Source organism: Lacibacter sp. (assembly GCF_057361365.1).
Genome location: NZ_JBMQSG010000011.1, coordinates 556,987 through 578,961, shown reverse-complemented (window position 1 = coordinate 578,961; position 21,975 = coordinate 556,987). Strand labels below are relative to the sequence as shown.

Here is a 21,975-nt window from a genome sequence, read left to right as displayed (position 1 = left end):
CAACTTTTGTACATAACTTCATCAACATATTTTCAAATAGCAGCGGTTAGGGGCAGATGGATTTTTAATTCCCAACCTACATAAATCCCTGTTCGTAAGCTGCAACCCTGTTGGACAGCATACTACTTTCAAAGTTGACTAAACATATTGTACAAAATGTCTAACAAAAACCAACAGATAAAAGAACTTATCGAACATAACGACGAGTTAGAAAATTATTTCAGGAATACGATAATTCCACAATTATTTGTAGATGGCGAATTGAAGCTGCAGAAGTTTACTCCTCCTGCAATGAAACAGTTTAGTCTGAGCGCAAGTGATGTTGGGAGACCTATAAATGAAATAAAGGATAACTTCCGTTTTCCTTCAATTGTAGACAATATTGAGCAGGTTATTAAAAGCAATGAAATTCTTGAAAAAGAAATCCAAACTACTGACCTCCGTTGGTACCAAATGAATATCATCCCTTATGTAAAAATGAGAGACAATAAAACGGATGGCGTAATAATAACTTTTGTTGAAATTACCATGCGGATAAAAGATTTAAAAGAGCAAGAAAAACTAATAGCAGACCATGAAATTTTATTAGACACTATTTCCCATGACATCAAAAATCCGCTTACTAGTTTAGTTACGGCAATAGAATTGTTTAAAGGTGTATCTCCAAATGATGAAAAGAAATTTAACGCCCTTTTGAAAATAGTTGACACTGCCTTAACAAAAATGCACAAACTCATTAACGAGTTAACCGAAGTGAGAAAGGATGAATATAAATATAAAGCCGAAGAAGAACTTCTAAACTTTGAACATATATTGGAAGATGTTCGGCTTACTTTAAGCGATAATATTATTGCTGCAAATGCAATCATCATAAGTGAAATCAATATTTCTGAAATCAGCTTTTCCAGAAGAAAATTAAGAACTATTATTTACAACTTAATTAACAATGCTATAAAATTCAGGGCTACAGAACGACAACCCAAAATTATTGTTACTACTAACAGAAAGAATGATTTTATAGTCATTTCAGTAAAAGATAATGGTATTGGTATTGACGAAAGTAAGTTTGATGCAATATTTTCGAAGTATTACAGATTAGAAAACGCTATTGAAGGTTCAGGAATAGGGTTATATTTAGTGAAAGAAATTGTTAGTAATGCAGGTGGAAAAGTTTTAGTGAAAAGCGAGTTGGACAAAGGAACAGAATTTCAGGTGTACTTAAAGACAGAATAGATGCATGGGTGGACAAGGACTGCAGCTTACCTGGAGTTTTATGCAAGTTGGGCTTGACAAACATGGCTGAACATTTGTTCTTAACTTCATCCAAATATTTTTAGAATGAGCAGTGGCTCGGGCAGACGGCATTCTAATACCAAACTGCATAAAGCCCTGTACGTTACCGGCAAGCTTAAGGGACAGCCTACTAACAATGACGAAATGGAAACAGGACAAAAATTTAATACTCTATCACTAAAGGAATACTTCTTTTACATCGACAATTATAAGAAGTATACCGACTTCAATACTCTTGGACTTTACCGTTCAATCGTGGAGAATGAAAAATTATCTATCGACGACAAGATAGCTGTAAGAGAATACGCACATAAAACTTTCAAAAAGACATTTGAATTTCTTCAACTGAAAGACCCAAAAACATTTGTTGATGTTGAGTATTTAGGACAGGAACTAACAAAAGGTGATGAGCGAAAAATTTGGGACGACATAAGAAGAAATCAACAGCAAATATTGGCAGATAAGAAAATTAAGCACAGAAACTTTGGAGAATATTCGAAACATAATTGCGGTTACGATACCTGTGTTTACAATGGAATTATGATCAGGCAAGGTTCAATGCTTGCAGAAGGCAACATGCACTTTGATGGTGACAAAAACAAATACGCAGCAAAAGACAAATCTGATAAGCGTAGGTTTGACAGAAAGCGTGAGCGGCAAATCATCAGAAAGGAGCTTGAGAACGAATGACGAGATGCCAGCAGGTGACATTGCATTGGCCCATATGGCGGGGCGACGCAAATCATCAACTATTACCGTTAATCATCACCAGTCCGGTCAAACGGAATTCCAATGAGCATTTGAATAAAATTTTTACATTCGTTCTTTAACCAGCATCGGCCGCGGGCAGATGTTTTTCAAATGCCGCCACATCCCCAATGCTTCCACGTTGTGCCCAACCTACTATGAACCAATTCTTACAGTTAAACAGACATAAACTCAAATTTGCTTTTAAAGTCATATCACTTTTGTTTGTGACTTTGGTATCGATCGCTTTCATTTTGGCGGTGGTCAACGGACATGTGCCGGATTACGGTTTGATTGCAATTGTATTTTTGACTGCCGGCATTGCTTTCCCTTGCTTTATTATTTTTATCTCTTACCTGGGTTGGTATTACAAGCAATGGGCAAAACGAAGAGCTTTTTCAACCCAGCCCTTTAACCAGCTGTATATGCTTGGGTTTACTGACAGACTTCAAGGTGAAAGAACAAAATGGGCATTTACAGAGGAAGTAAAAGCTGGAACAATTAATGGTTTCGACCTGATAGCAGACATTTTGTACGACAATCGCCAAATTATTACAGTGAGAGCATTTACCGCATGGAGGCAAATTGATAAAATTGAATATAGGAGGCTGAGCAAGGAATTTAGTGCATATGACATTGAGTTTGATACAGGCTGTTTTGTAAAGAAATACAATACAAAACGCATGTCGCACCTTTCTATCAATAATTTGAAAAGTGACCTTGAAGAGTTCACTTCGTTGCTTAGAAGAAACGGATTTGAGCCTGAAGTTCAGCAAGGCTGGGCATAACATGGTGTTGGTTCAAGAGTGCTGAAGAATATGTTTTCAACAGGCTATCTTTAATGAACAACAGCAAGTAAGTGAAGCTGCTGTATTTCAAATGAACTAGTGACAGCAATACTTTCAACATATAGCTACTATACGCACAGACCCAGGAACTCAAAACCAATTCGTATATTTGCATACCAACTAGTAAAAGACAAAAATGTAAAATATCATTTCTTTCAGACAACTTAAAGAGGGCGAAGCGAAAATCGGTTTGCCTATTTCTTAATCTTTAACGAAAGAAGTTATGCTTATTTTACAGAACATCTCCTATACACATCCCAATAAAAATCTGTTGTTTGACAACATCAATCTAACAGTAAATCGTCACGAAAAAATTGCTTTAATCGGCAATAATGGTTCAGGAAAATCTACTTTGCTTAAAATTATTGCAAAGGAAACGGAGCCTTTGGGCGGACAAATAAATGTAGTTGCTGAACCTTATTATGCTCCGCAAATTTTCGGTCAGTACAATCATTTTACCATTGGACAAGCCTTGAAAATTGAAGACAAACTCAATGCTTTGCAAGAATTATTAAACGGTAGCACAGCTGCCGAAAATTATACTCTGCTTGGCGATGACTGGAACATTGAAGAACGCTGCAATGAAGCTTTAACATATTGGCAATTAGCAGATTTGGACTTGTCGCAAAAAATGGAAACGTTAAGTGGCGGACAAAAAACAAAAATTTTCCTTGCGGGTATTGCCATTCATCAACCTGAACTTATTTTGTTAGACGAGCCAAGCAACCATCTGGACGTTTCAGGCAGAGAGCTTTTATATGATTTTATTGAAACCACAAAAAGTACTTTGCTAGTTGTGAGCCACGACAGAAAACTATTGAACCTTTTGGACAGCGTTTGCGAATTGAGCAAACGTGGCATTACCGTTTATGGTGGTAATTATGATTTTTACGTTGAGCAAAAGCAGACAGAAACCAACGCTTTAAATGAGGATTTGCAAAGCAAAGAAAAAGCGTTGCGAAAAGCCAGAGAGAAAGAAAGGGAAACATTGGAACGCCAACAAAAACTGGACAGTCGTGGAAAAGGCAAACAGGAAAAGGCAGGCGTTGCAAGGATAATGATGAATACACTAAGGAACAGTGCTGAAAACAGCACCTCAAAAATAAAAGGTGTTCACGCTGTAAAAATTGGAGGTATTTCACAGGAATTACAAGCATTGCGTTCAGCTTTGCCAGACATTGATAAGATGAAGTTCGGTTTTGACAATTCTTCTTTGCACAAAGGCAAAATATTATTTAAGGCTACGTCGATCAATTTTAGCTACAACAATCATTTACTTTGGCAAGACAACCTTACATTTCAAATCACCAGTGGCGAACGTCTTGCATTGAAGGGGTTGAACGGTTCGGGAAAGACAACTTTAATCAAAATAATTTTAGAAAAGTTAGAACCGCAAACAGGAACAGTTTACAGGGCAGACAATAAACCGGTTTATATTGACCAAGATTATTCGTTGATAGATAACCAGCTTAGCGTTTATGAACAAGCCCTGCAATTCAATTCTTATGCATTGCAAGAACACGAAATAAAAATCAGGCTCAATCGTTTTTTATTTACCAAACACCATTGGGACAAGCCTTGCAGTGCATTGAGTGGTGGTGAAAAAATGCGTTTAATTCTTTGTTGCCTGACCATTGGCAATCAATCGCCAGACATGATCATTTTGGATGAGCCAACCAACAATTTAGACATTCAAAACATCCAAATTTTGACAGCAGCCATTAACGAATATCAAGGGACATTGATTGTGGTATCACATGACGAAACATTTTTAGAGGAGACGAAAATTGAGCAGACTATTCAACTATGAACGAAGCACTGCAGCATTGGTATTGCTGCCAGCCTTGCGGAATTTCCAGCCTGTCCTCTCTGTGGGGCCGGGCGGACTAATGGCCAGACAGCAGCGGCTTTGACAAAACACAAAACAACAAGTATGACTGAACTCTATCATTTAAACTGTGTAAAAATTGTTTCGCCCATTAACGATCATGTTTGCGGGCATTGCCTGCTGGTGAAAGAAGAGGACCGACTTATTTTGATTGATACCGGCATCGGTCTTTTGGACACGACGAACCCTATTGAACGAATAGGTAAACAGCTTATTGATATTGTTGGTTATCGTTTTGAAGAAAGTAAAACTGCAGTGCGGCAAATTGAACAGCTGGGACTTGATCCCGAAAACGTAAGGGATTGTATTATTTCGCACCTGGATAACGATCATATTGGCGGGCTGGCTGATTTTCCCAACGCCACCGTTCATGTGAGTGAAGAAGAACTGAACAATTTTCATTCGGGCAATGCGAGGTATTTGCAAGTGCCCCTGGCACATCAGCCAGTGATCAGAACTTATGCGAAGGGAACTGCTGACTGGTTTGGATTTGAAGCAAGAAAAATTATTGCCGACATTGAAACAGGGATTTTTCTTGTGCCCCTTTTCGGGCATACGTTGGGACATTGTGGTGTGGCCTTGCAGGTGGAGAACAGGTGGTTGTTTTATATCGGGGATGCTTATTACATGCCGGCGGAACTGACAGATGAACATCATCCGGTAAATGAGTTGGCGAAATTGAGAGCAGATGATAATGATTTAAGAATGGCTACTCTTGATAAGATCCGCACATTCATGAGAGACCACCCGGAGATTGAAGTTTTTGGGTATCATGATATAGAAGAGTTTAATCGTTTCAAGGGGGTGGCGAAGGCCGGTGCTAACGCAAGTAAGAGACCGCATTTATAAGTCCCGGGGTCCACTGCGTGAGACCCCTTGCGGACAGAGTTGTTGAAAACGAGCATGCAGGATAAAAGGCCCGCAGTTGTTTACCAAACGATCCAATCAAAATCTTTCAATTCATTCCGGGTGGTGGGTTTTTGCAGTCCGTTTGTTAATTGCTCCACCCGTTCACCTATCATCTTTTTAAGTTGGGATACGTGGATGTTGTTTTGCTTTTCAAGTGCTTCAAGTAAACAATATGTAAATACACCGTTTTCGAGATCGTTCCGCTCCTGTGCAAACTGTACACCTCCTGCCGCAGAAATAATGGTTGCTCCTGTGCCTTTACCAACATTTACAAACAGCGATTGCATCAATTCGAAACTGTTTTGCAAACCAACTGTTTTTGTGTTTGGACCAGTTTCACCTTCACCTTCTTCTTCTGATCCACGATTCATGATGAGGCCTTTATTGCCTGTTTTGCTTTTTGCTTCACGGATGGCCAGCATTTCATCTTTATCAACTTCACCACTGTGGCAGGCATCAATCAATAACAATTTTTTTCTCGCCGGAATTGAATCCAGTAATTTCTCAATTTCTTCATAAACGATACCCCCTTCTGCGGGATTTCTGAAGTTAACATTGTACGATGATAAATAGTAGTCGTATTGTTTGGACAGCAAACCGTGACCGGAGTATGCAATAATTACTTTGTCGTTGATATTTGTTTTGAGTAGTTTTTGTTTCAGCGCCTGTACATTTTTGAGCGTAACATTTTTATTGAACAAGGTATCAATCAAGATGGCATCGCCATACTTTTCTTTGAACTTCAATGCCAAATCACGAATATCTTTTACACACCATTGCAGGTTTCTCCTGTCGTCGGCAAACTCATTAATACCAATACCAATAAAGTGAACGGTTTCTTTAACAGGTTTGATTGGTGTGAATTTTATATATAATGGCATCCGGTAACTTTCTGTTCCGTTAATATTGGTAACAGATGTTTCAATGCGGTTTTCACCTTGCGATAACCGAATCGTAAGTGTGGTGTCAAAAATGTGGCTCTTCCGGTTTCGGATTGTTATTCCTTTCATCCCAAACAATGGCACTTCGTTGATCCAGATATTAAAATGATCGAGGGTATGCGTACTATCTGCACCCTTAATACGAAGTGTTAGTTGTTCGTTCGTGAGTTCGTATCCAAATTGCGATCTATTGAGAAAATCTGCTTGGGGTACGCTGTAGCCATTCGTAAACTGTGTGGTATCAATCCCCAGTTTTTTTACCCGTTTATGGTAAGCCTGCCTGTAAGAGGCGATGAGTGCAGTATCCTGAAAGCCGATTGCTTCCAGTACCTTATCTGGCCGGTTGAATTTTACATCCAGCTGTTCAAACGTAATAATCTTAAGATCTTTGCTTACGTAATGCAGCAAACGGCTCGCCATTTTATCGGCCATATAAAAGCCCGAAGGCAGTACACGCAGCGAATAATTTTTATCGAGCATGATGTACGAATAAAGCAATTGCCCTGTGGCGATGCTCCAGATCTTTGCCGTGTTATCTTTTGATACGGTAAGCACTTTTGTTTGATCGGGTAGAGGCAGCGTAGCCGTTACTTCATTGGTATGCCCCACGAGTTTTGTAATAAGACGGTAATCACCTGCATCATAAATAGCTACCTCATCTTTATAATAAGCAAACAGCAAACGCCCATCTTTACTTAAAACTAACCTGGTAGCAAAGGCAGGAAACTGATTCAACAGTTCGCCTGTAAGTGCATTAAGTACAATAACCCGTCCTTTGTTTGTTGAAATAAAGAGCCTGCTTTCATCGGCCGACCAACATACGTCCCACCGAGCTTCATACTTTTCGGTAAACAGCACTGCTTTTTTCCATATTGCTTTTTCTTTTTCCAGATCCCATAACGAAAACCCATCGTTGCCGGAGAAATGCGAAACAAATACACGGCTGTTGTTGCTGTTAAAGAAAGGCAGGCCTGCGGGTATGGTTAAGATGGGTTTTTCTTTTTGTTCATCGTATACCTGCATATTATCTACGCCCCCGGTTATAAAACGGTTAGTGGTTCCAATAAAGTGCATCCGGTTTAGATGGTCGGTTGTTGTCCAGGAACGGATGGTTTTATTTGCAGGTATATTCTTCAGCGTTATTTTATTTTCTGTATAGGAAACAAAGCGCTGCATGGTTGTATTTACTGCCGACTGCCATACTCTTTCATGTTCGATGCTGTAAAGCAATTTTCCGGTTGCAGCATCCAGTACATAGGATCCCCAATCGTTATTGCCAATAAATAATTGTTTACTATCTGCCGAAAAGGTAAAGCTGCCCTCCGCATTCTGCGTTAAATTCTGCATTCCTTTTTTTTCTACATCATCATCTACCAGTGTAAACGATGGGGCACGCCAGATGCTCACTTTTTCATCATTTGCAAACACATCATTGTTGCTACCTGTTTTGGAATTGATCTGCACCAGTATACTATCGTCAGGGCTATAGCGAAGAAACTTTACTCCCTGATTAACCGGGTGCACAAACGGTGAAATAAGATTGCCCTGCAGTTGCCAGAAGACAGGGTTATTCTCCGGATTGGTAACCAGTAATGCAGGCTTGTTAACCAGGAAAGCATCGTCAACAGTTTGTGTAATGGTTTTCATTTGTACAGCCAGCTTCCCGGTTTCTGCATTCCAAACTGCCAGACTCCTGTTGCTGTTAGAGGTGCCAGCCAGAAGCTTTCCCGTTGTATTAAAAACAGGAAGGGTTAAGCTGTTCGATTCTTCAAACTCAAAAACCGTATTCTTTGTGTCAACATTAAAAAGTTTGCCTTTATCATCATGTTTCAGAAAAAGCGCTTTGCTGTAATTGTTAATGGCAACGTTGCTAAACCGGCTTAATCCTGTTTTTATTTCCATGCCTGTTGTGGCATCCCATGCACGTGCACCTCCGATAGCAGTGGTGATTAAATATTTTTCATCGGCAGTGAAAACAGCTGTTTGTAACGAGCCGTAATCCGAAACTTTGAGTACGCTAATTAATTCGCCAGTTAGTGCATTCCACAAACGTGCATTGGATTCAGACGATGATGCAGTAAGCAGTTGCTTACCCCCAGGGCCAACGCTTATTGAAGTGGTTTCAGATGTATGCCCAGAAAGAGAAAACCTGACTTGATTATTTTGTAGGTTCCAAATGTATACCTGTTTGTCGTAAGATGCTAATGCAACAGTTTGCCCATCGGGAAACCATTGTGCCGCTGTAACAACTGCATGAGGTAAGTTGAGCTCTGCCACCCGTTCACCTGTTTTGGTAGAATAAATTTCCGGTTTGTCGGAATTGTAAATGATCAGCAACAAACTGCCATCAGGGCTGTACGCTGCTGCCTTGGTGGAGTATTTCCAATTTGCCTGTAATTGTACAACTGGCAATCCTGTTTCAGAACTATACAAAGCAGGTTTTTGATCGGATGAATTATTTTCTACTGTAAACGTATTTCCATCGGGACTAAACAGCGCATAAGCTATATAATAAGGCCCTGTGGAAATGCTGCGAATGCGTTCGCCTGTTTGCACATTCCAGAGTATGGCTGTTGAATCCAGATCGGCAGTTGAAAGTAATCGTGTGCCCTGCCGGTTAAACTCTATGGATAAAATATGATCTGCATGGCCTTTTAAATCGGCCAGCAGCTTTCCTGTTTGTACATCCCACAGTTTAATGGTTTTGTCTTTTGACCCGGAAGCCAGTATGCGACCATCAGGACTGAATTTAAGAAGTGTAATATCATCTGTATGCCCAACGGGTAATACCATTCGTGGTGCCTGGGCCCAACAGATAAATGAAGCAATGAACATGAACAAAGAAAGCGACAGCCGTTTCATGGCGCCAATGTAAGCATCATTTTTTTCCCAGCTATACCCCCAAAGATGTAATTTTTCTTACAGGCGCTACCGTTAATCATTTGAAATAACAAGCTTAGCCGATCAGAAAATGTTCAGTATAATATGAAAGCAGTTGGCCGGCTCCGTTAGAAGCGGGTTCAGTTCGTCGTCTACAAATTGAACTTTTCGGTCATCTTCGTTTCACCTGTTGTAATATAAATTGAAGCATGAACTTCATTACCCGAACCAACGAATCAAACTTATGACTTCTTTGGCCAGGGGTTTGGTGCCACCAACCCGGGGAGTTAGAATATTAATTGACAACGGAGAGTCCCGTTTTTCAGGACACTCGCCTGAGAAGCAATGGTGGCTACACAAAACAACAAGTTATTGATGCAGGCCCGGCAATTGGTGCTTATATCGATGCTAATCATTGCGAATAGTTCAACGCCTAGGTTTAGCTCCAATAAATAACGACTCATATTAGAAAGGCTGCTCGCATGAGCAGCCTTTTTTTGCGTTTGCTTGCCTCACTAAATTCAATAATTTAATTCCCTGTTTGGTGAAAGCAACAACCAGTAAGAATACAATACTATTATTTGCTTGCTTTTAATGCGATACCCAAATGCACTTCGTTGCGTATGAGATCATCGGGTTTACCGGGATACACGATATCCCAGTCCTGGCGGTTAATGTTGAATTTTGCAATGGCGCTTGCTGAATTACCAGTTATTGTTATCTGCGCCGGGAACGTAATATTTTTTGTTAGTCCTTTTATGGTAAGGTTGCCACTCACTGAATGTGTGGGGTTGGTTACTTTGTATTTGCTGATGGCTTCCTGCCTTGGATCAGCACTGTCTTTGGCTGTGCCTGAAAAAGGCGCTACCGATGTAATGGTAAACGTTGCTTCAGGATTTTTGGTCACATCAAAAAAGTCGGCCGATTTTAAGTGACCTAATAATTTTTCGTTGGCTTTGGTATCAGAACCTTTAGGACCCGAAACAACAATACTGTTCATATCAAGCACAAAGTTGCCACCAGTAATATTACCGTCCTTTACTATTACTTCACCACTCTTTACATTCAGCGTGCCGGTGTGGTAGGCCGAAACTTTTGTAGCTACCCATTCAACTTTGCTGGCTGTTGTATCTACTTTAAAATTTGTACCGTTGCTGGTGGTTACTTCCTGCGCCTCGGTTGTTTCAGCTTTATCTGACTCAGGCGCATCGGCGCAGGCTGCCAACAAAAACATGGCTGCAATGAATAGTTTGGAATATTGCATATGTTATTTTTTATCTATCCATCAGCAAACCACATACCTTTTTCAACTTTCCGCAAATTAAATGTCGCCTGCTTTGGGCAAACACCTGAATTTTCAATTCCCCTTTTCAAACGGCCTGCCATTTATTATTTCATTACATGTGTTCGAATTCTATCCACAGCATGGGGCATTAATTACCCGATGTACGTTCCAGCTGACTGTAACTGTGTTTGTGTTTTTATGGCACGTTTTTTTAAAAGTAAAAGGGAGAACACCGAATGGCTATCGCCATTCAATTTTATAATCATAAAATTTTTTAATCATGGCACAAGAACGTAACAGGCAATCAGAAGACATGAATCAAGGTGGAAGCAGAAGCGGAAGCCAGGGCGAAAGAGATGAGCAACGTAAGAACAGGGAAGGCGAAGAACAACGCACAGGAAATGAAAGAGGCAGTGAAGGTAACCGCAGCGACAGAAGCCAAAGCGACAGGAATGAGCAACGTGGCAACCGCCAGGGTGAAGAACAACGCACCGGAAGCGAGCGTGGCAGCGAAGGTAACCGCAGCGACCTGACCGAAGATGATGAAGACATGGGCAGTGAAGAAGAAGGTAGAGAAGGCAGAAAAAGTTCCGGTAACCAGGGAGACAGCAGAGGCAGAAATGGCGGCGCTGGTGGAATGTAATTTTTTCTAACGATTGCTAAAGAGGTCTTCTTCTAACGGGGAAGACTTCTTTTTTTGCCCACAGCTCCGGAAGTTGTTTCACTTATTCTTCTTTTCCCGGTAAATGAGGTTAAGCACCACAATGCTGATATTGGTAATGAACGATACAGCATTGGATATAATAATGATCCAGTCGCTCTTGGTAATACCATACCAAACCCAAAGGGCCAGACCGGCCATGAGTATACCCATCATGAGGAAAGAGATATCTGCGGGCTTTTTTTCTTTATAGATCTTAACGAGTTGGGGTAACATGGCAATACCAGTACAAATACTGGCGCCAACACCAATCCAGGTTTCTGCTTGCATGTATAGATAGCTTATATATCTGTGCCAAACTTACGGGTAATGATGCCGTATTTCTGCACCGGAAGAGTGAGGGTATTCGTCATTCAATGCTACTTGCCATTCTTTTGCATATTTTAGATTGTGCATAAACGCATACGAACCAACATGAGAAAGATTATCTGCAACGGGTTTATGCTGTCTTTTATTTTTTTGCATTTTAGTTCTGCAGGGCAAAACAAACTATACAGCATCAAAGAAGCTTCGGCAATGCGTGACAGTATTGCGAAAAAAAGGTGGGATGCAGGTGGAGCTCCCTCGAAATACAGTTTCAGGTATATGGCTGAGCTTTTTCCGGTTGGCATTATTCAACAACCAACTAATGCATTTGCTTTTCGTTACCTGCCACAAAAATCAATCGACAGCATCCAGGTGAAATTAAAAAGCGGCACACTAAGCCTGGAACAATATTTCAAGAGGCTGCATCTAAGTTCGTTTATTGTTGTGCATAAGGGCAGCATTGTATATGAGAAATATTTTTCGATGCTTCCGAATGATCAGCACACACTTCAATCTGTTACAAAGGTTATTACCGCCACTCTAATTACCAGTTTGATCAACGAAAAGAAAATAGGGATTGATGAATCCATTCACAAATACATTCCGGAGTTAACCGGTAGCGAATGGGAGGGGATCACAGTGAGAAATGTTTTACACATGAAATCGGGTATGGACAGTAAGTCTATCGATTATGCATCGGGTCCGTTTACAAATCCATTGCATAAAAATTATCAACTGGAATCGGCATTGGGTCTGCTGCCGAAAACACCCAACACACCTTCATCGGTATATGCATTTCTAAGGGCCATGAAAAAAGATACGGCTGCGGGTGCGGCTGCACAATACTCAAATATCAACACGTTCGTATTAGGTTGGCTTGCTGAAAAAGTGACGGGACAAAAATATGTTGACATGGTATCGGAACGAATCTGGAAACCGATGGGTGCATCGTCGAGCGCTTATGTTTGTTTGTCAAATGAAGGTATTCCATGGTATCATGGTGGTGTGTCGGCAACGTTAAGAGATCTTGCACGTTTTGGAATGCTTTTTACGAAAACAGAAATACAGAAGAGAAAGGAAAGTCTTATCAGTTTCAGTCAGCTAAAAGAGATGTTTGATGCAAAGCCTGTTGACAATTCCTTTGCGCCGTTCAAATGGACCTATCAATGGGATTTCGCTTCGGATGGTATGTTGATGAAAAGCGGTTTTGGCGGACAAGCATTGCTCATTTATCCCGAAAAAGAAATTGTGATTGCTTACTATAATTATGTTGATGAAGATTGGGGTATGAATATGGTGAGTGACGGGGTGATAAATGATATTGTGAAGTTGTTAGAAAAGCAGGCAAACAGAAGTTGATCATAAAAAAGTCCAGGTGTTCGCTGCGTAAAAACCTGGCAGGCTTGAGCCGGCACTTTAAGTGAACAACTTCTACACTTCTTTTTAAAGTTGTTGCAGAAACAGAAGCTGGAACAACGTCCTGTTATTTCAGTAACAATTTCAAATAAAAAATAAACACCTATATCCCAAACTCTGATGCAAAACAGCTTTGCAACACAAAAAAAAAGTTGTTACTTATGCTGCCAGCAGCAACTTTGTGTTTCGCACAATTGTCTCTAGTTTTCCATACCCCATGTAATAAACATTTTGCCAGTACATTTATTCATTTTGTAAAACCAGGACCGGCTGTACATGAAACTGCCCAACGTTAAAACAAGGATCATCAGCATGATTACAGCAATTCTCCTGCTGTTATCGGGGACCATGCTCTTTTCCATATTCACCATTGAAAAAGTAAAGAGCAACCTGGCGATTCAGGTGCAAACACGTACCGCCATCATTACCTTAAAAGATAATTTTGCTTTATTGCTCTCCGCCGAAACTGCAGAGAGGGGTTTTATTATTACTGCTGACTCCAGTTACCTGGAACCTTATGCTGAAACAAGACGGAACATTGATTCCATTACCGGCTTTTTAACGTCGCTCTTAAATTATAGCCCGGCCCAGAAAAAGAACCTAGACACACTTGAACATCTGATTGAGCAAAAATTTGCATATATCGAAAAACTCGTGTCCTTAACCAATAAAGGGAACCGACAGGAGATTGCACGCATTATGGTTTCAGACGAGGGCAAGCATATTATGGACGAAATAAGAGCGCTGAACAAGCGAATGCAGGCAGTGGAACTTCAACGGTTTGAAGCAAGAACAGCAAGCACAGCGGCGAGTATAGGACGAGCAAAATTTGTATTTCTGTTTGAGGGAATTTTAGCGCTGCTCATTACTGTTTTGCTTGCGATCATTCTTTCAAAAGAATTCAGCCGCAGAAAAAAGGTGGAGAAAGAACTGGCTGTTTCAAGCGAACGCTTTTTTAAGATCTTTGATGAAAACCCGGTGGCCATGACGGTTTCGGAAATCGGTACAAACAAAATTGTGTTTGTGAACAGTATTTTTCACAAACAGTTTGGCTACAGCAGGGAAGAAGTAATAGGCAGCACATCCGATGAATTGAAATTATTATCGGCCGAAGAACAGGCAAGAGTATATCCTATCCTGCTCTCGTACATCAATGAAACACGATCATTAGCGGAACTGAGGGCACTATCGCATGAAGAGCGGGAGAAATTGCTGGAGAAGTTAAAAGAAGCAATGGGCAATACTGGTTTGGATGTGTTGTACACAAGAAAGAATGGTGAGACATTTTATGCAGTGCTCTTTTACGATATGATTGAAATCGATGGTAAAAAATATACCATCAATTCGTACCTGGATGTGAGTGAACAAAAAAAGGCGGAGCAAAAAATTAAAGCGTATGCCACCGAGCTTGAACGAAAGAATAAAGAGATTGAACAGTTTGCGTATGTTTCTTCGCACGACTTGCAGGAGCCGCTGCGGAGTGTGACCAATTTTTCTTCGTTACTGGCCGGCAAGCTTGAAACGCATCCTGATAAAGCGGTGCATGATTACATGGGTCTTATTACAGGTGGTGTGAAGCGCATGTCGCAACTCATTTTTGATTTGCTTGAATATTCACGCTTGGGTAATGATGTGGCGAAAACCAAAATTGACTGTAATGAATTAGTGAATGAAGTGCTGGCATCTATGTCGGCCAGTATTAAAGAGAGTGGGGCTGTGGTGGAGGTGTCGGCATTGCCCGTTGTGGAAGGATATTTTCATTTACGGTCTCTGTTTCAAAACCTGGTGAGCAATGCCATCAAGTTTCAGCAGCCGGGTACCCAGCCACAGATTTATATTTCGGCCGTTACCAAAGGCAAGGAACATCTTTTTTCCATTAGTGATAATGGAATTGGTATAGAAAAAGAGTATCATGAACGAATTTTCATTATTTTTCAACGATTGCACAGTCGCAGGGAATTTCCGGGCACGGGTATTGGCCTTGCGCAGTGCAGAAAAATAGTTGAACTGCATGGAGGTAAAATGTGGGTTGAATCGGAGCCCGGGAAAGGGAGCACATTTTATTTCACCTTACCAAAAACGTAAAACCAACTGCTTATGAGAAAGAAACTCGATTGTATCTTGTTAGTTGATGATGACCCCGATGATAATATGTATCACCAGATCATCATTGATGAAATGAATATTGTGAACCGTATTGATATTGCCCTGAATGGTTTAGAAGCGTTGGCGTACCTGAAAAGAGAAAATCAAACTCCACCTGAAATTATTTTCCTGGATCTGAACATGCCCCGGATGAACGGTTGGGAATTTCTGGAGCAATACAAACATTTGAGCAAGGAACAAAAAGCAAAAGTGGTACTGGTGATCTTAACTACTTCAGCCAATCCTGATCATATTAAAAAAGCACAAGAAATTGAAGACGTAACGGGCTTTGAAACAAAACCTTTGTCAAAACAAATTTTGAGAGAGATATTGGTTGAACATTTCCCTGATCATTTATAATTCACCGTGGAAAGGAAATTTTACAACGCTTTCCCCGTACTGAAAACGGAAAGACTGACGCTACGACGATTAAGAATTGAGGATGCACCGGAGATTTTTACTTTGCGTTCCGACAGCGAGATAAATAAGTATCTCGGCAGGCAACCAAGTAACAGTATTGACGATGCAAAGAGTTTTATTCAAAAGATCAATGCCAGTATTGATGCCGGCGCTTCCTTTTATTGGGCAATCACTTTTAATGACAACAACTTATTTGCCGGTACTATTTGCCTGTTTAATTTTTCGGATGATAATAAGAAGTGCGAAATAGGGTATGAGCTTCTAACAAACTTTCAAGGGCAGGGAATCATGAAAGAGGCTGTAGAAAAAGTGATTGACTTTTCATTCACGACGATGAATGTTCAAACAATTGAAGCATGTTGTCATAGAGAAAATGTGCGTTCTCTACAACTATTGTATAAATTTTATTTTGAACCAATTAATGAATCGGATAACGCTGAACCTGAACTAATCTGTTACTGTTTAACAAATTCAAATCATACGCAATAACAAAATCTTACTTCATCTGCATAAAAAAGCCTGTTGTCACCGAAGATAACAACAGGCCTGCAAAGCCTTCAGCAAAGCTGATTTCACACAACAAGATCAATTAACGACCTCTGCTTCGTTCACTGCCTGAATCGGGTCTTGATCTCATATTCATATCAGAATCAGATCTCCCTTCATCAGCAGATGAACTCTTTTTCGAGACTCTACGTTTTTGATACGCTTGTTCGTGTGGTTGCTTGCTGACACGTTTTGCGTCTGCTTTCTTTTTGCTAGGGTTGTCCATAGTGTTATGTTTTAATAGGTGACCCAAATGTTGTGCCATACCGTTTCACTGACATCACCCGTTTTTCACATGCAGGCCCTTACCTGTTGTTCGGCCATACTCCTCACTTCTGCATGGGACTGACGCAAACCATTTTCCTGTTCAATGAGTAGTGAACGCAATGGCAAATCAATATCATGTTCAAGCGCTTTATCATACGCTTTTAAGGTTGCGTCTTCGCCAAAAGCGCAGCAATCAAGTGCAGCCTGGTGATCAGCGCAATCGAATGTAGCTCCAAGATTTACCCATGTGCTGTAGATCTTTCCGGGTTTGTGCTCATTTTCTGCAGGGTTTGGCCCTGAGATGAGGTCCCGTTGTTTTAACTGGTCAACGAACAAACGGCTTTGCGCCACTTTTGCTGCAAACATATGTTTCAGCCTTGGTTCAACCATTTGCTCGGTTACTTTCAGGTAGCCTGCAATGCGATCATGGTTGATTTGGATCAAATCTTCTACAATATTTTTTTCCTTCATGCTTATTGGTTTAAAAAATTTAATGAGGTTGGGGTTTACAATTCCCACTATGTATGCTTGAAAATAGCATACCAAAATTGGTTGATGTGGATATCAACCCATCAAAACAAAAAATAATAGCGTATTACTGATGTCTTTTTCGCATTCGAATAACATTCACTACCTGTTCAATTGTTTTCTTCTACAGTTCGGATGTATTTAATTGTTGATGTGTATTCCTGTTTACAATTTTGTGTGAGTAAAAAGCAATGGAAACATTGTTTCACAAAAACATATATCATCGTAATAACCTAAAGTAAACACAATGCACAAAACAAGCCCTGTATTACAACAAATTGTACAAAAGGATTTTATTGTATCTGAAATTGAAACATTCATTGAACGAGGTGGTCCCCGTTCGCATGAGTATGCTTATGCCGATTACCTGTTTGAAGAACTAGGAAGAAAATTGAAGACAGGTGAATTGCCAGCCGAAACCGGAGTTGACTTATTGCAACAATGCGCTTTTCTACACAAGAGTGAATCGGTGATGGGGCATATTCGCAACAAACCGTATGGTTATGCCGGCGACTTTATGATCATTGAGCGCATTACCTGAACCAGCCGCAATCTTCAACAGCTTATTATCATTGGGATTGCTATTCACTTGAGCATGTAGCTGCCAAAGCTGTTCGTAACAGGAAAGATTATTTTAAGAGCATCATGACAAGTCGTATACAACAAGCAGGTAAGCATTTGCAGTTACTTGATGTAGCGAGTGGACCGGCAAGAGATCTGAAAGAATTGTTTGAAATCATTCGACCGGAAAGCATGAAGGTTACCTGTGTTGAAATGGATAACCGGGCTATTGAACATGCCACAATTATTAATGCTTCGCATGGCGGCGACATCAGATTTATCAATAAAAACATTTTTAAATTTCGTACAACAGAGAAGTTTGATATTGTTTGGTCGGCAGGCTTGTTTGATTATTTCTGCGACCGCAGTTTTGTTCTTGTGTTGAAAAAGCTGATGGAGTTTGCAACTCATAACGGTGAAATTATAATCGGCAATTTCAACGATGAGAATCCAAGTCGTATTTACATGGAAATGGTGGGCGATTGGATATTGAACCGTCGCAGTGAAGAGCAACTTATTGAATTGGCAATAGCTGCGGGCGCTCAGCCTTCACAGGTTCATGTAGGAAGAGAGCCGGAAGGGATCAACCTGTTTTTACATATTAAGAAAGGGTAGTGGCTAAAAAAAAAATGAAAGGTTGGCGATGTGCCAACCTTTCATTTTTATGCGATTGAAACCGTGTAGTTATTCGCTTTGATTTACCTGTAAAACAATTCCACATAGTTTTTTGCAAATGTTTGCCATAAAGCAGTATCCCGCAGCTGCCATAAAACAGAGCCGATAAGCAGCACGATGAAAACATTGAGGAAGGGTTTGTAGTTTTTTTTCCTGTATATGTCAACAGCCAGTAAAATGCCAACGATCACAAGGTCTATCACATCGGTAATAGTTAAGGCCTCATAAATATTCATTCCGAAACTGGCACCAAGTCCACGCCCCACACCTGGTCCAATTGCAAGAATGCCCGTTGCAATCATATAGCGCATATGTGAATCGGGCAATTTGCGGGTGATCATTGCAAGTGTCCAAAAAATAGCGAAGGATAGAAATCCACGCATATCAAGTACAATAAAGCCAAGCATTTCCTGTTCGGTTCTGTTATCGGCCAATCCCCTGAAATAACCTCCACGGCCAATGAGAAAAAGCGAGATGATGATGAGTGGCCCCAATACCCAGGAAACTTTTCCAATGGTGCGATGAAGAATTGCCTTGCCCGTATGTATGAGTAGAGGTTGAACAATCAGTAACAGCATCCATGTCATGAGTAAAGCTCCATGCACATGAATAAGGGGAGTTATATTTTTAAAATTTGGAAAGTGACTTGTATAAGATTGATAGAAGCCCCACTGTACGGCAATTAAAATAACGAATACAAAAATGGCTGTGTTGAGATACGCTTTTTGCATGGTATGTTGTTAACAGGTGGAGTTTGCGATTACTGAAACTACCTGTTTCACTTAACATTTGCAAGCGTTCGATTAAAAAGTTATAACGAAAACAAATCAAGCACCCCTTTCAACCTTAATTTGTAATGTCCTAATTTCTCTTTGTCTTTTTGGTCAATGATTCGTTGTATGGCGGGTGCATAGTTAAGAAGGTTAAATACTTTAACCGCACCCGACATGTCTGCAACTTTTTTATCGGGTAAACCATAACCATCGAGGTAGCGCCATTGGGCATCAATGGAAAGATCGTGTAAGGCAATAGAAGTATCCCAGTATGAACCAATGCTGGAAATACAATTTTCCCAGTCGAGAATGGCTGTTATCTTTCCTTTTTGATCCACCATTACATTTTTTAAACGCAGGTCGCCATGATGCAGGCAAGGTGATTGTTTCCATCTTCTCATCTTTACCAGTTCCCTTGTTATTTTGCCGATCATCGATGGTGGGAGGATTTTATTTTTCCGCAGGATTTCTAACCGTGCATTTACATTCAACTCACAATCGAGGTATTCTTTCCATGTTTTATTTTTCGACAGTGTATTTGGCGACCAATCGAATACATGCCCGTAATCATTGGTGGGAATGGTATGGATCAACGCTGCATAACGACCGATCTCTCTTATAATATGCAGCCGTTTCTCATGATGAATTGCTACATCGCCTTTTATTTTTTTCGAGATCATGTATGGAAAGGGGATGATGTTGTTGCCCACTTCGAGTATGTCGGGCACAGGCACGCCTTTTTCTTTTGCTTTTGCTACTGCCCATTGCTCTTTTTGAAAGCTGTGAATTTTTTCAGCACTATCGCTGATACGCACAACCAATTCTTCCTTGCCAGCTTTCACCGCATATACATAATTAGTAAGCCCCCCGCTAAGTGCCGTTATCGTCAATCTTCTTTTTGGATAATGATGATAGATAACCTGTCGTGTAAATTCTTCGTGTTTGTGGATGTTGTAGGTAGTGCGGTTTGCCATGATTATTTTACGAGGTTGGTTTGCAAATAAGCGAATTGATTCAACAGATCTCCGTACTCCACAAAATCACGAAGCCTCAGTGTATCTTTTAATCCTTCAAAAGGTAAATTCTTTCTTCCAATATGCACCGACATGCCCACTGCTTTTAAAAAATTATCCATATCTGTATCACCTGCGCCAACAGAATGTTCAAGATCAAAATGAAGAAGGCTTGCTATTTTTCCAGTGCCTGTTAGTTTATCAACTCCCTGGTGCGTAACAAAATGACTTCTTTTTGTATGTTGATAGGCCATTAATTTATCGGTTGGTATATCTACCAGCACCAGGAGCATACAAACAGGATTTTTTAATAATTCCGTTTGCAGTTCATCCAAAGAAATGGATATAACCGATGAAGCACTGGTATATTTTTTTTGCAAATGGGGAATGCGTTGCGGATCGGGAGTCCAGATTATTTCCCCATTTTTCCAATCTTCGGGATAATAAAACAAAATGATATCCTGGATGCCGTCACTGGTAAACTGTTGCAAATTGGCTATTTCAGTTTTAATTTCTTCTGCCGATAATGGTGTGCATTGCAACTGTTCAAATGCAAATTCATTTTCTACTTTAATGATATAACCCAACTGACTTCCGTTTAGCAACACCACCGGGATGGGCGCATTGGAAATAGTATACCAGTCCAACGCAAATGTTCGTATAACGGATAGAGGAAAACGAAGTGTATTGATAACGATGGGGCGACCGATATCGTAGATTTTTTTCAAACCCACACCCACCGATTTATGAATGATGGTTCTTCCTTCAAATTCATGCACAGCCGTTCCATCAAGATCAGTAATTACTGCCCCGTTAGTGCTGAACTTGCTTTGTGAAAAAAAACGTTCAATGCGTTCGAGCTGTTCTTCTGTCAAGGTCATAGCATAGCCATGCAAAAGCTCTGCCAATCATGCCAGCAGCAAAATGGCCCTACGAATAATAGATGTCGGGATTGGGGATAATGGTAGCAACTGCATGAAAGTTGGCTTTGTAATTTTTCCGGTTCATTTTGTAATACCAGGCACCTTTCTTGGAATTTTCTTTATCCTTCTGATCAAGTTTTTCCAACAGGTTCATGGAAAGAATTTTCCTGCTGAAATTGCGGTTATCCATTTCAATGTTGTACAGTTCTTCATACAAACTTTTCAATTGCGGCAAAGTGAATTTTGATGGCAGTAATTCAAAGAGGATGGGATGGAAGGCGGCTTTATAACGCAATCTTGCTTTTGCTTTTTCCACCATTTGCTTATGATCAAAGATAAGTTGAGGATGATTGTTGATGGCAAACCACCCTGCATGAAAATCATCAGTGATCTGCTTTTTGTATTTGTTGATATCGATCAATGCAAAGAAGGCAACCGATACCGTGCGCTCAACAGGATCACGTGTTGGTTCGCTGAACGATGATAATTCTTCGAGGTACACATTGGATAAACCTGTGCGGGTTTGCAACACACGTGCTGCGGCCTGCTGAATGTTTTCATTATTAAACACAAAACCACCCATTAAACTCCAGCTGCCCATTTGGGGCTCCAGTGCACGTTGCACCAGCAGGATTTTTAATTCTTTTCCATCAAACCCAAAAATGATGCAATCAACAGCCATAAAAACCCTGGCCTGTTCAGGATAACGATCCATAGTATTAACGGTTATTAGCAAGTAAAAATAACTGTAGTTTTGACAGTTAAAAAATTTTATTTTACTTTGTTGCACCCGAAAGGGTCATAATCAATAGTCGGCAGGCAGTTTCTACTCTCCGCCCTTTCTTAATCATTAACGAACAGGATATTTAGTTTGGCCTCAGTCTTGCGCT

Annotated in this window: 20 protein-coding genes; 12 read left to right on the top strand and 8 right to left on the bottom strand. The window is 40.4% G+C overall.

The annotated features are described in order from the left end of the window. The first annotated feature begins 156 nt into the window (after positions 1-156). The 5 genes from ACO1QW_RS11965 (at position 157) to ACO1QW_RS11945 (ending at position 5,625) form a co-directional block, all read left to right on the top strand. Positions 157-1,233, top strand: coding sequence for a sensor histidine kinase (locus ACO1QW_RS11965; RefSeq protein WP_486258797.1), 1,077 nt, complete (start codon positions 157-159; stop codon positions 1,231-1,233). A gap of 204 nt (positions 1,234-1,437) precedes the next feature. Beyond that, on the top strand, positions 1,438-1,983 hold the full coding sequence (locus ACO1QW_RS11960) for a hypothetical protein (protein WP_486258795.1): 546 nt from the start codon (positions 1,438-1,440) through the stop codon (positions 1,981-1,983). 284 nt (positions 1,984-2,267) lie between these two features. Continuing rightward, positions 2,268-2,828: a hypothetical protein gene (locus tag ACO1QW_RS11955; RefSeq protein WP_486258793.1), complete on the top strand. Its 561-nt coding sequence runs from the start codon at positions 2,268-2,270 to the stop codon at positions 2,826-2,828. Positions 2,829-3,111: 283 nt separating this feature from the next. Beyond that, the gene (locus tag ACO1QW_RS11950; RefSeq protein ID WP_486258791.1) at positions 3,112-4,698 is read left to right on the top strand and encodes an ABC-F family ATP-binding cassette domain-containing protein; all 1,587 of its coding nucleotides are present in this window, start codon (positions 3,112-3,114) and stop codon (positions 4,696-4,698) included. A 123-nt stretch (positions 4,699-4,821) separates the two neighbouring features. Then, the gene (locus ACO1QW_RS11945; protein ID WP_486258789.1) at positions 4,822-5,625 is read left to right on the top strand and encodes an MBL fold metallo-hydrolase; all 804 of its coding nucleotides are present in this window, start codon (positions 4,822-4,824) and stop codon (positions 5,623-5,625) included. 80 nt (positions 5,626-5,705) lie between these two features. Here ACO1QW_RS11945 and ACO1QW_RS11940 read toward each other — a convergent pair whose 3' ends face one another. Beyond that, positions 5,706-9,488, bottom strand: a complete 3,783-nt coding sequence (locus tag ACO1QW_RS11940) for a WD40 domain-containing protein (protein WP_486258786.1) — start codon at positions 9,486-9,488, stop codon at positions 5,706-5,708. Positions 9,489-10,083: 595 nt separating this feature from the next. Further along, positions 10,084-10,770 (bottom strand): YceI family protein, encoded by a 687-nt coding sequence (locus tag ACO1QW_RS11935; protein WP_486258784.1) that lies wholly within the window; start codon positions 10,768-10,770, stop codon positions 10,084-10,086. A gap of 301 nt (positions 10,771-11,071) precedes the next feature. On the opposite strand from ACO1QW_RS11935, the gene ACO1QW_RS11930 reads away from it, so the two are divergent. Beyond that, the gene (locus ACO1QW_RS11930; protein ID WP_486258782.1) at positions 11,072-11,434 is read left to right on the top strand and encodes a hypothetical protein; all 363 of its coding nucleotides are present in this window, start codon (positions 11,072-11,074) and stop codon (positions 11,432-11,434) included. Positions 11,435-11,512: 78 nt separating this feature from the next. Here the strand turns inward: ACO1QW_RS11930 and ACO1QW_RS11925 are convergent, their stop codons facing one another. Next, a complete protein-coding gene (locus ACO1QW_RS11925) occupies positions 11,513-11,782 on the bottom strand; it encodes a SemiSWEET family sugar transporter (protein ID WP_486258780.1) in 270 nt (89 codons plus the stop codon). Positions 11,783-11,926: 144 nt separating this feature from the next. Between ACO1QW_RS11925 and ACO1QW_RS11920 the strand changes: the two genes are divergently transcribed. The 4 genes from ACO1QW_RS11920 (at position 11,927) to ACO1QW_RS11905 (ending at position 16,288) form a co-directional block, all read left to right on the top strand. Next, positions 11,927-13,177: a serine hydrolase domain-containing protein gene (locus tag ACO1QW_RS11920; RefSeq protein ID WP_486258778.1), complete on the top strand. Its 1,251-nt coding sequence runs from the start codon at positions 11,927-11,929 to the stop codon at positions 13,175-13,177. Between the two features lie 333 nt (positions 13,178-13,510). Next, positions 13,511-15,319, top strand: coding sequence for a sensor histidine kinase (locus ACO1QW_RS11915; RefSeq protein WP_486258777.1), 1,809 nt, complete (start codon positions 13,511-13,513; stop codon positions 15,317-15,319). A gap of 12 nt (positions 15,320-15,331) precedes the next feature. Then, entirely contained in the window at positions 15,332-15,739 is a 408-nt protein-coding gene (locus tag ACO1QW_RS11910) for a response regulator (protein ID WP_486258775.1), read from the top strand. 6 nt (positions 15,740-15,745) lie between these two features. After that, the gene (locus tag ACO1QW_RS11905; protein WP_486258774.1) at positions 15,746-16,288 is read left to right on the top strand and encodes a GNAT family N-acetyltransferase; all 543 of its coding nucleotides are present in this window, start codon (positions 15,746-15,748) and stop codon (positions 16,286-16,288) included. A gap of 348 nt (positions 16,289-16,636) precedes the next feature. Here the strand turns inward: ACO1QW_RS11905 and ACO1QW_RS11900 are convergent, their stop codons facing one another. Then, a complete protein-coding gene (locus tag ACO1QW_RS11900) occupies positions 16,637-17,083 on the bottom strand; it encodes a PA2169 family four-helix-bundle protein (RefSeq protein WP_486258772.1) in 447 nt (148 codons plus the stop codon). 304 nt (positions 17,084-17,387) lie between these two features. Here ACO1QW_RS11900 and ACO1QW_RS11895 point away from each other — a divergent pair, with 304 nt between their 5' ends. Continuing rightward, positions 17,388-17,681: a hypothetical protein gene (locus tag ACO1QW_RS11895; protein WP_486258771.1), complete on the top strand. Its 294-nt coding sequence runs from the start codon at positions 17,388-17,390 to the stop codon at positions 17,679-17,681. Positions 17,682-17,785: 104 nt separating this feature from the next. After that, positions 17,786-18,316 carry a methyltransferase domain-containing protein gene (locus tag ACO1QW_RS11890; RefSeq protein WP_486258769.1) on the top strand — a complete coding sequence of 177 codons (531 nt, stop codon included), beginning with the start codon at positions 17,786-17,788 and terminating at the stop codon, positions 18,314-18,316. An 83-nt stretch (positions 18,317-18,399) separates the two neighbouring features. On the opposite strand, the gene ACO1QW_RS11885 is transcribed toward ACO1QW_RS11890, so the two are convergent. The 4 genes from ACO1QW_RS11885 to ACO1QW_RS11870 all read right to left on the bottom strand — a co-directional run bounded on the left by ACO1QW_RS11885 (position 18,400) and on the right by ACO1QW_RS11870 (position 21,800). Beyond that, positions 18,400-19,107 carry a hypothetical protein gene (locus tag ACO1QW_RS11885; protein ID WP_486258768.1) on the bottom strand — a complete coding sequence of 236 codons (708 nt, stop codon included), beginning with the start codon at positions 19,105-19,107 and terminating at the stop codon, positions 18,400-18,402. 80 nt (positions 19,108-19,187) lie between these two features. Then, the gene (locus ACO1QW_RS11880) at positions 19,188-20,123 is read right to left on the bottom strand and encodes a phosphotransferase family protein (RefSeq protein WP_486258766.1); all 936 of its coding nucleotides are present in this window, start codon (positions 20,121-20,123) and stop codon (positions 19,188-19,190) included. 2 nt (positions 20,124-20,125) lie between these two features. After that, the gene (locus ACO1QW_RS11875) at positions 20,126-21,043 is read right to left on the bottom strand and encodes an HAD hydrolase family protein (RefSeq protein WP_486258765.1); all 918 of its coding nucleotides are present in this window, start codon (positions 21,041-21,043) and stop codon (positions 20,126-20,128) included. A 49-nt stretch (positions 21,044-21,092) separates the two neighbouring features. Next, a complete protein-coding gene (locus tag ACO1QW_RS11870; RefSeq protein WP_486258764.1) occupies positions 21,093-21,800 on the bottom strand; it encodes an NUDIX hydrolase in 708 nt (235 codons plus the stop codon). Between the last annotated feature and the right edge of the window lie 175 nt (positions 21,801-21,975).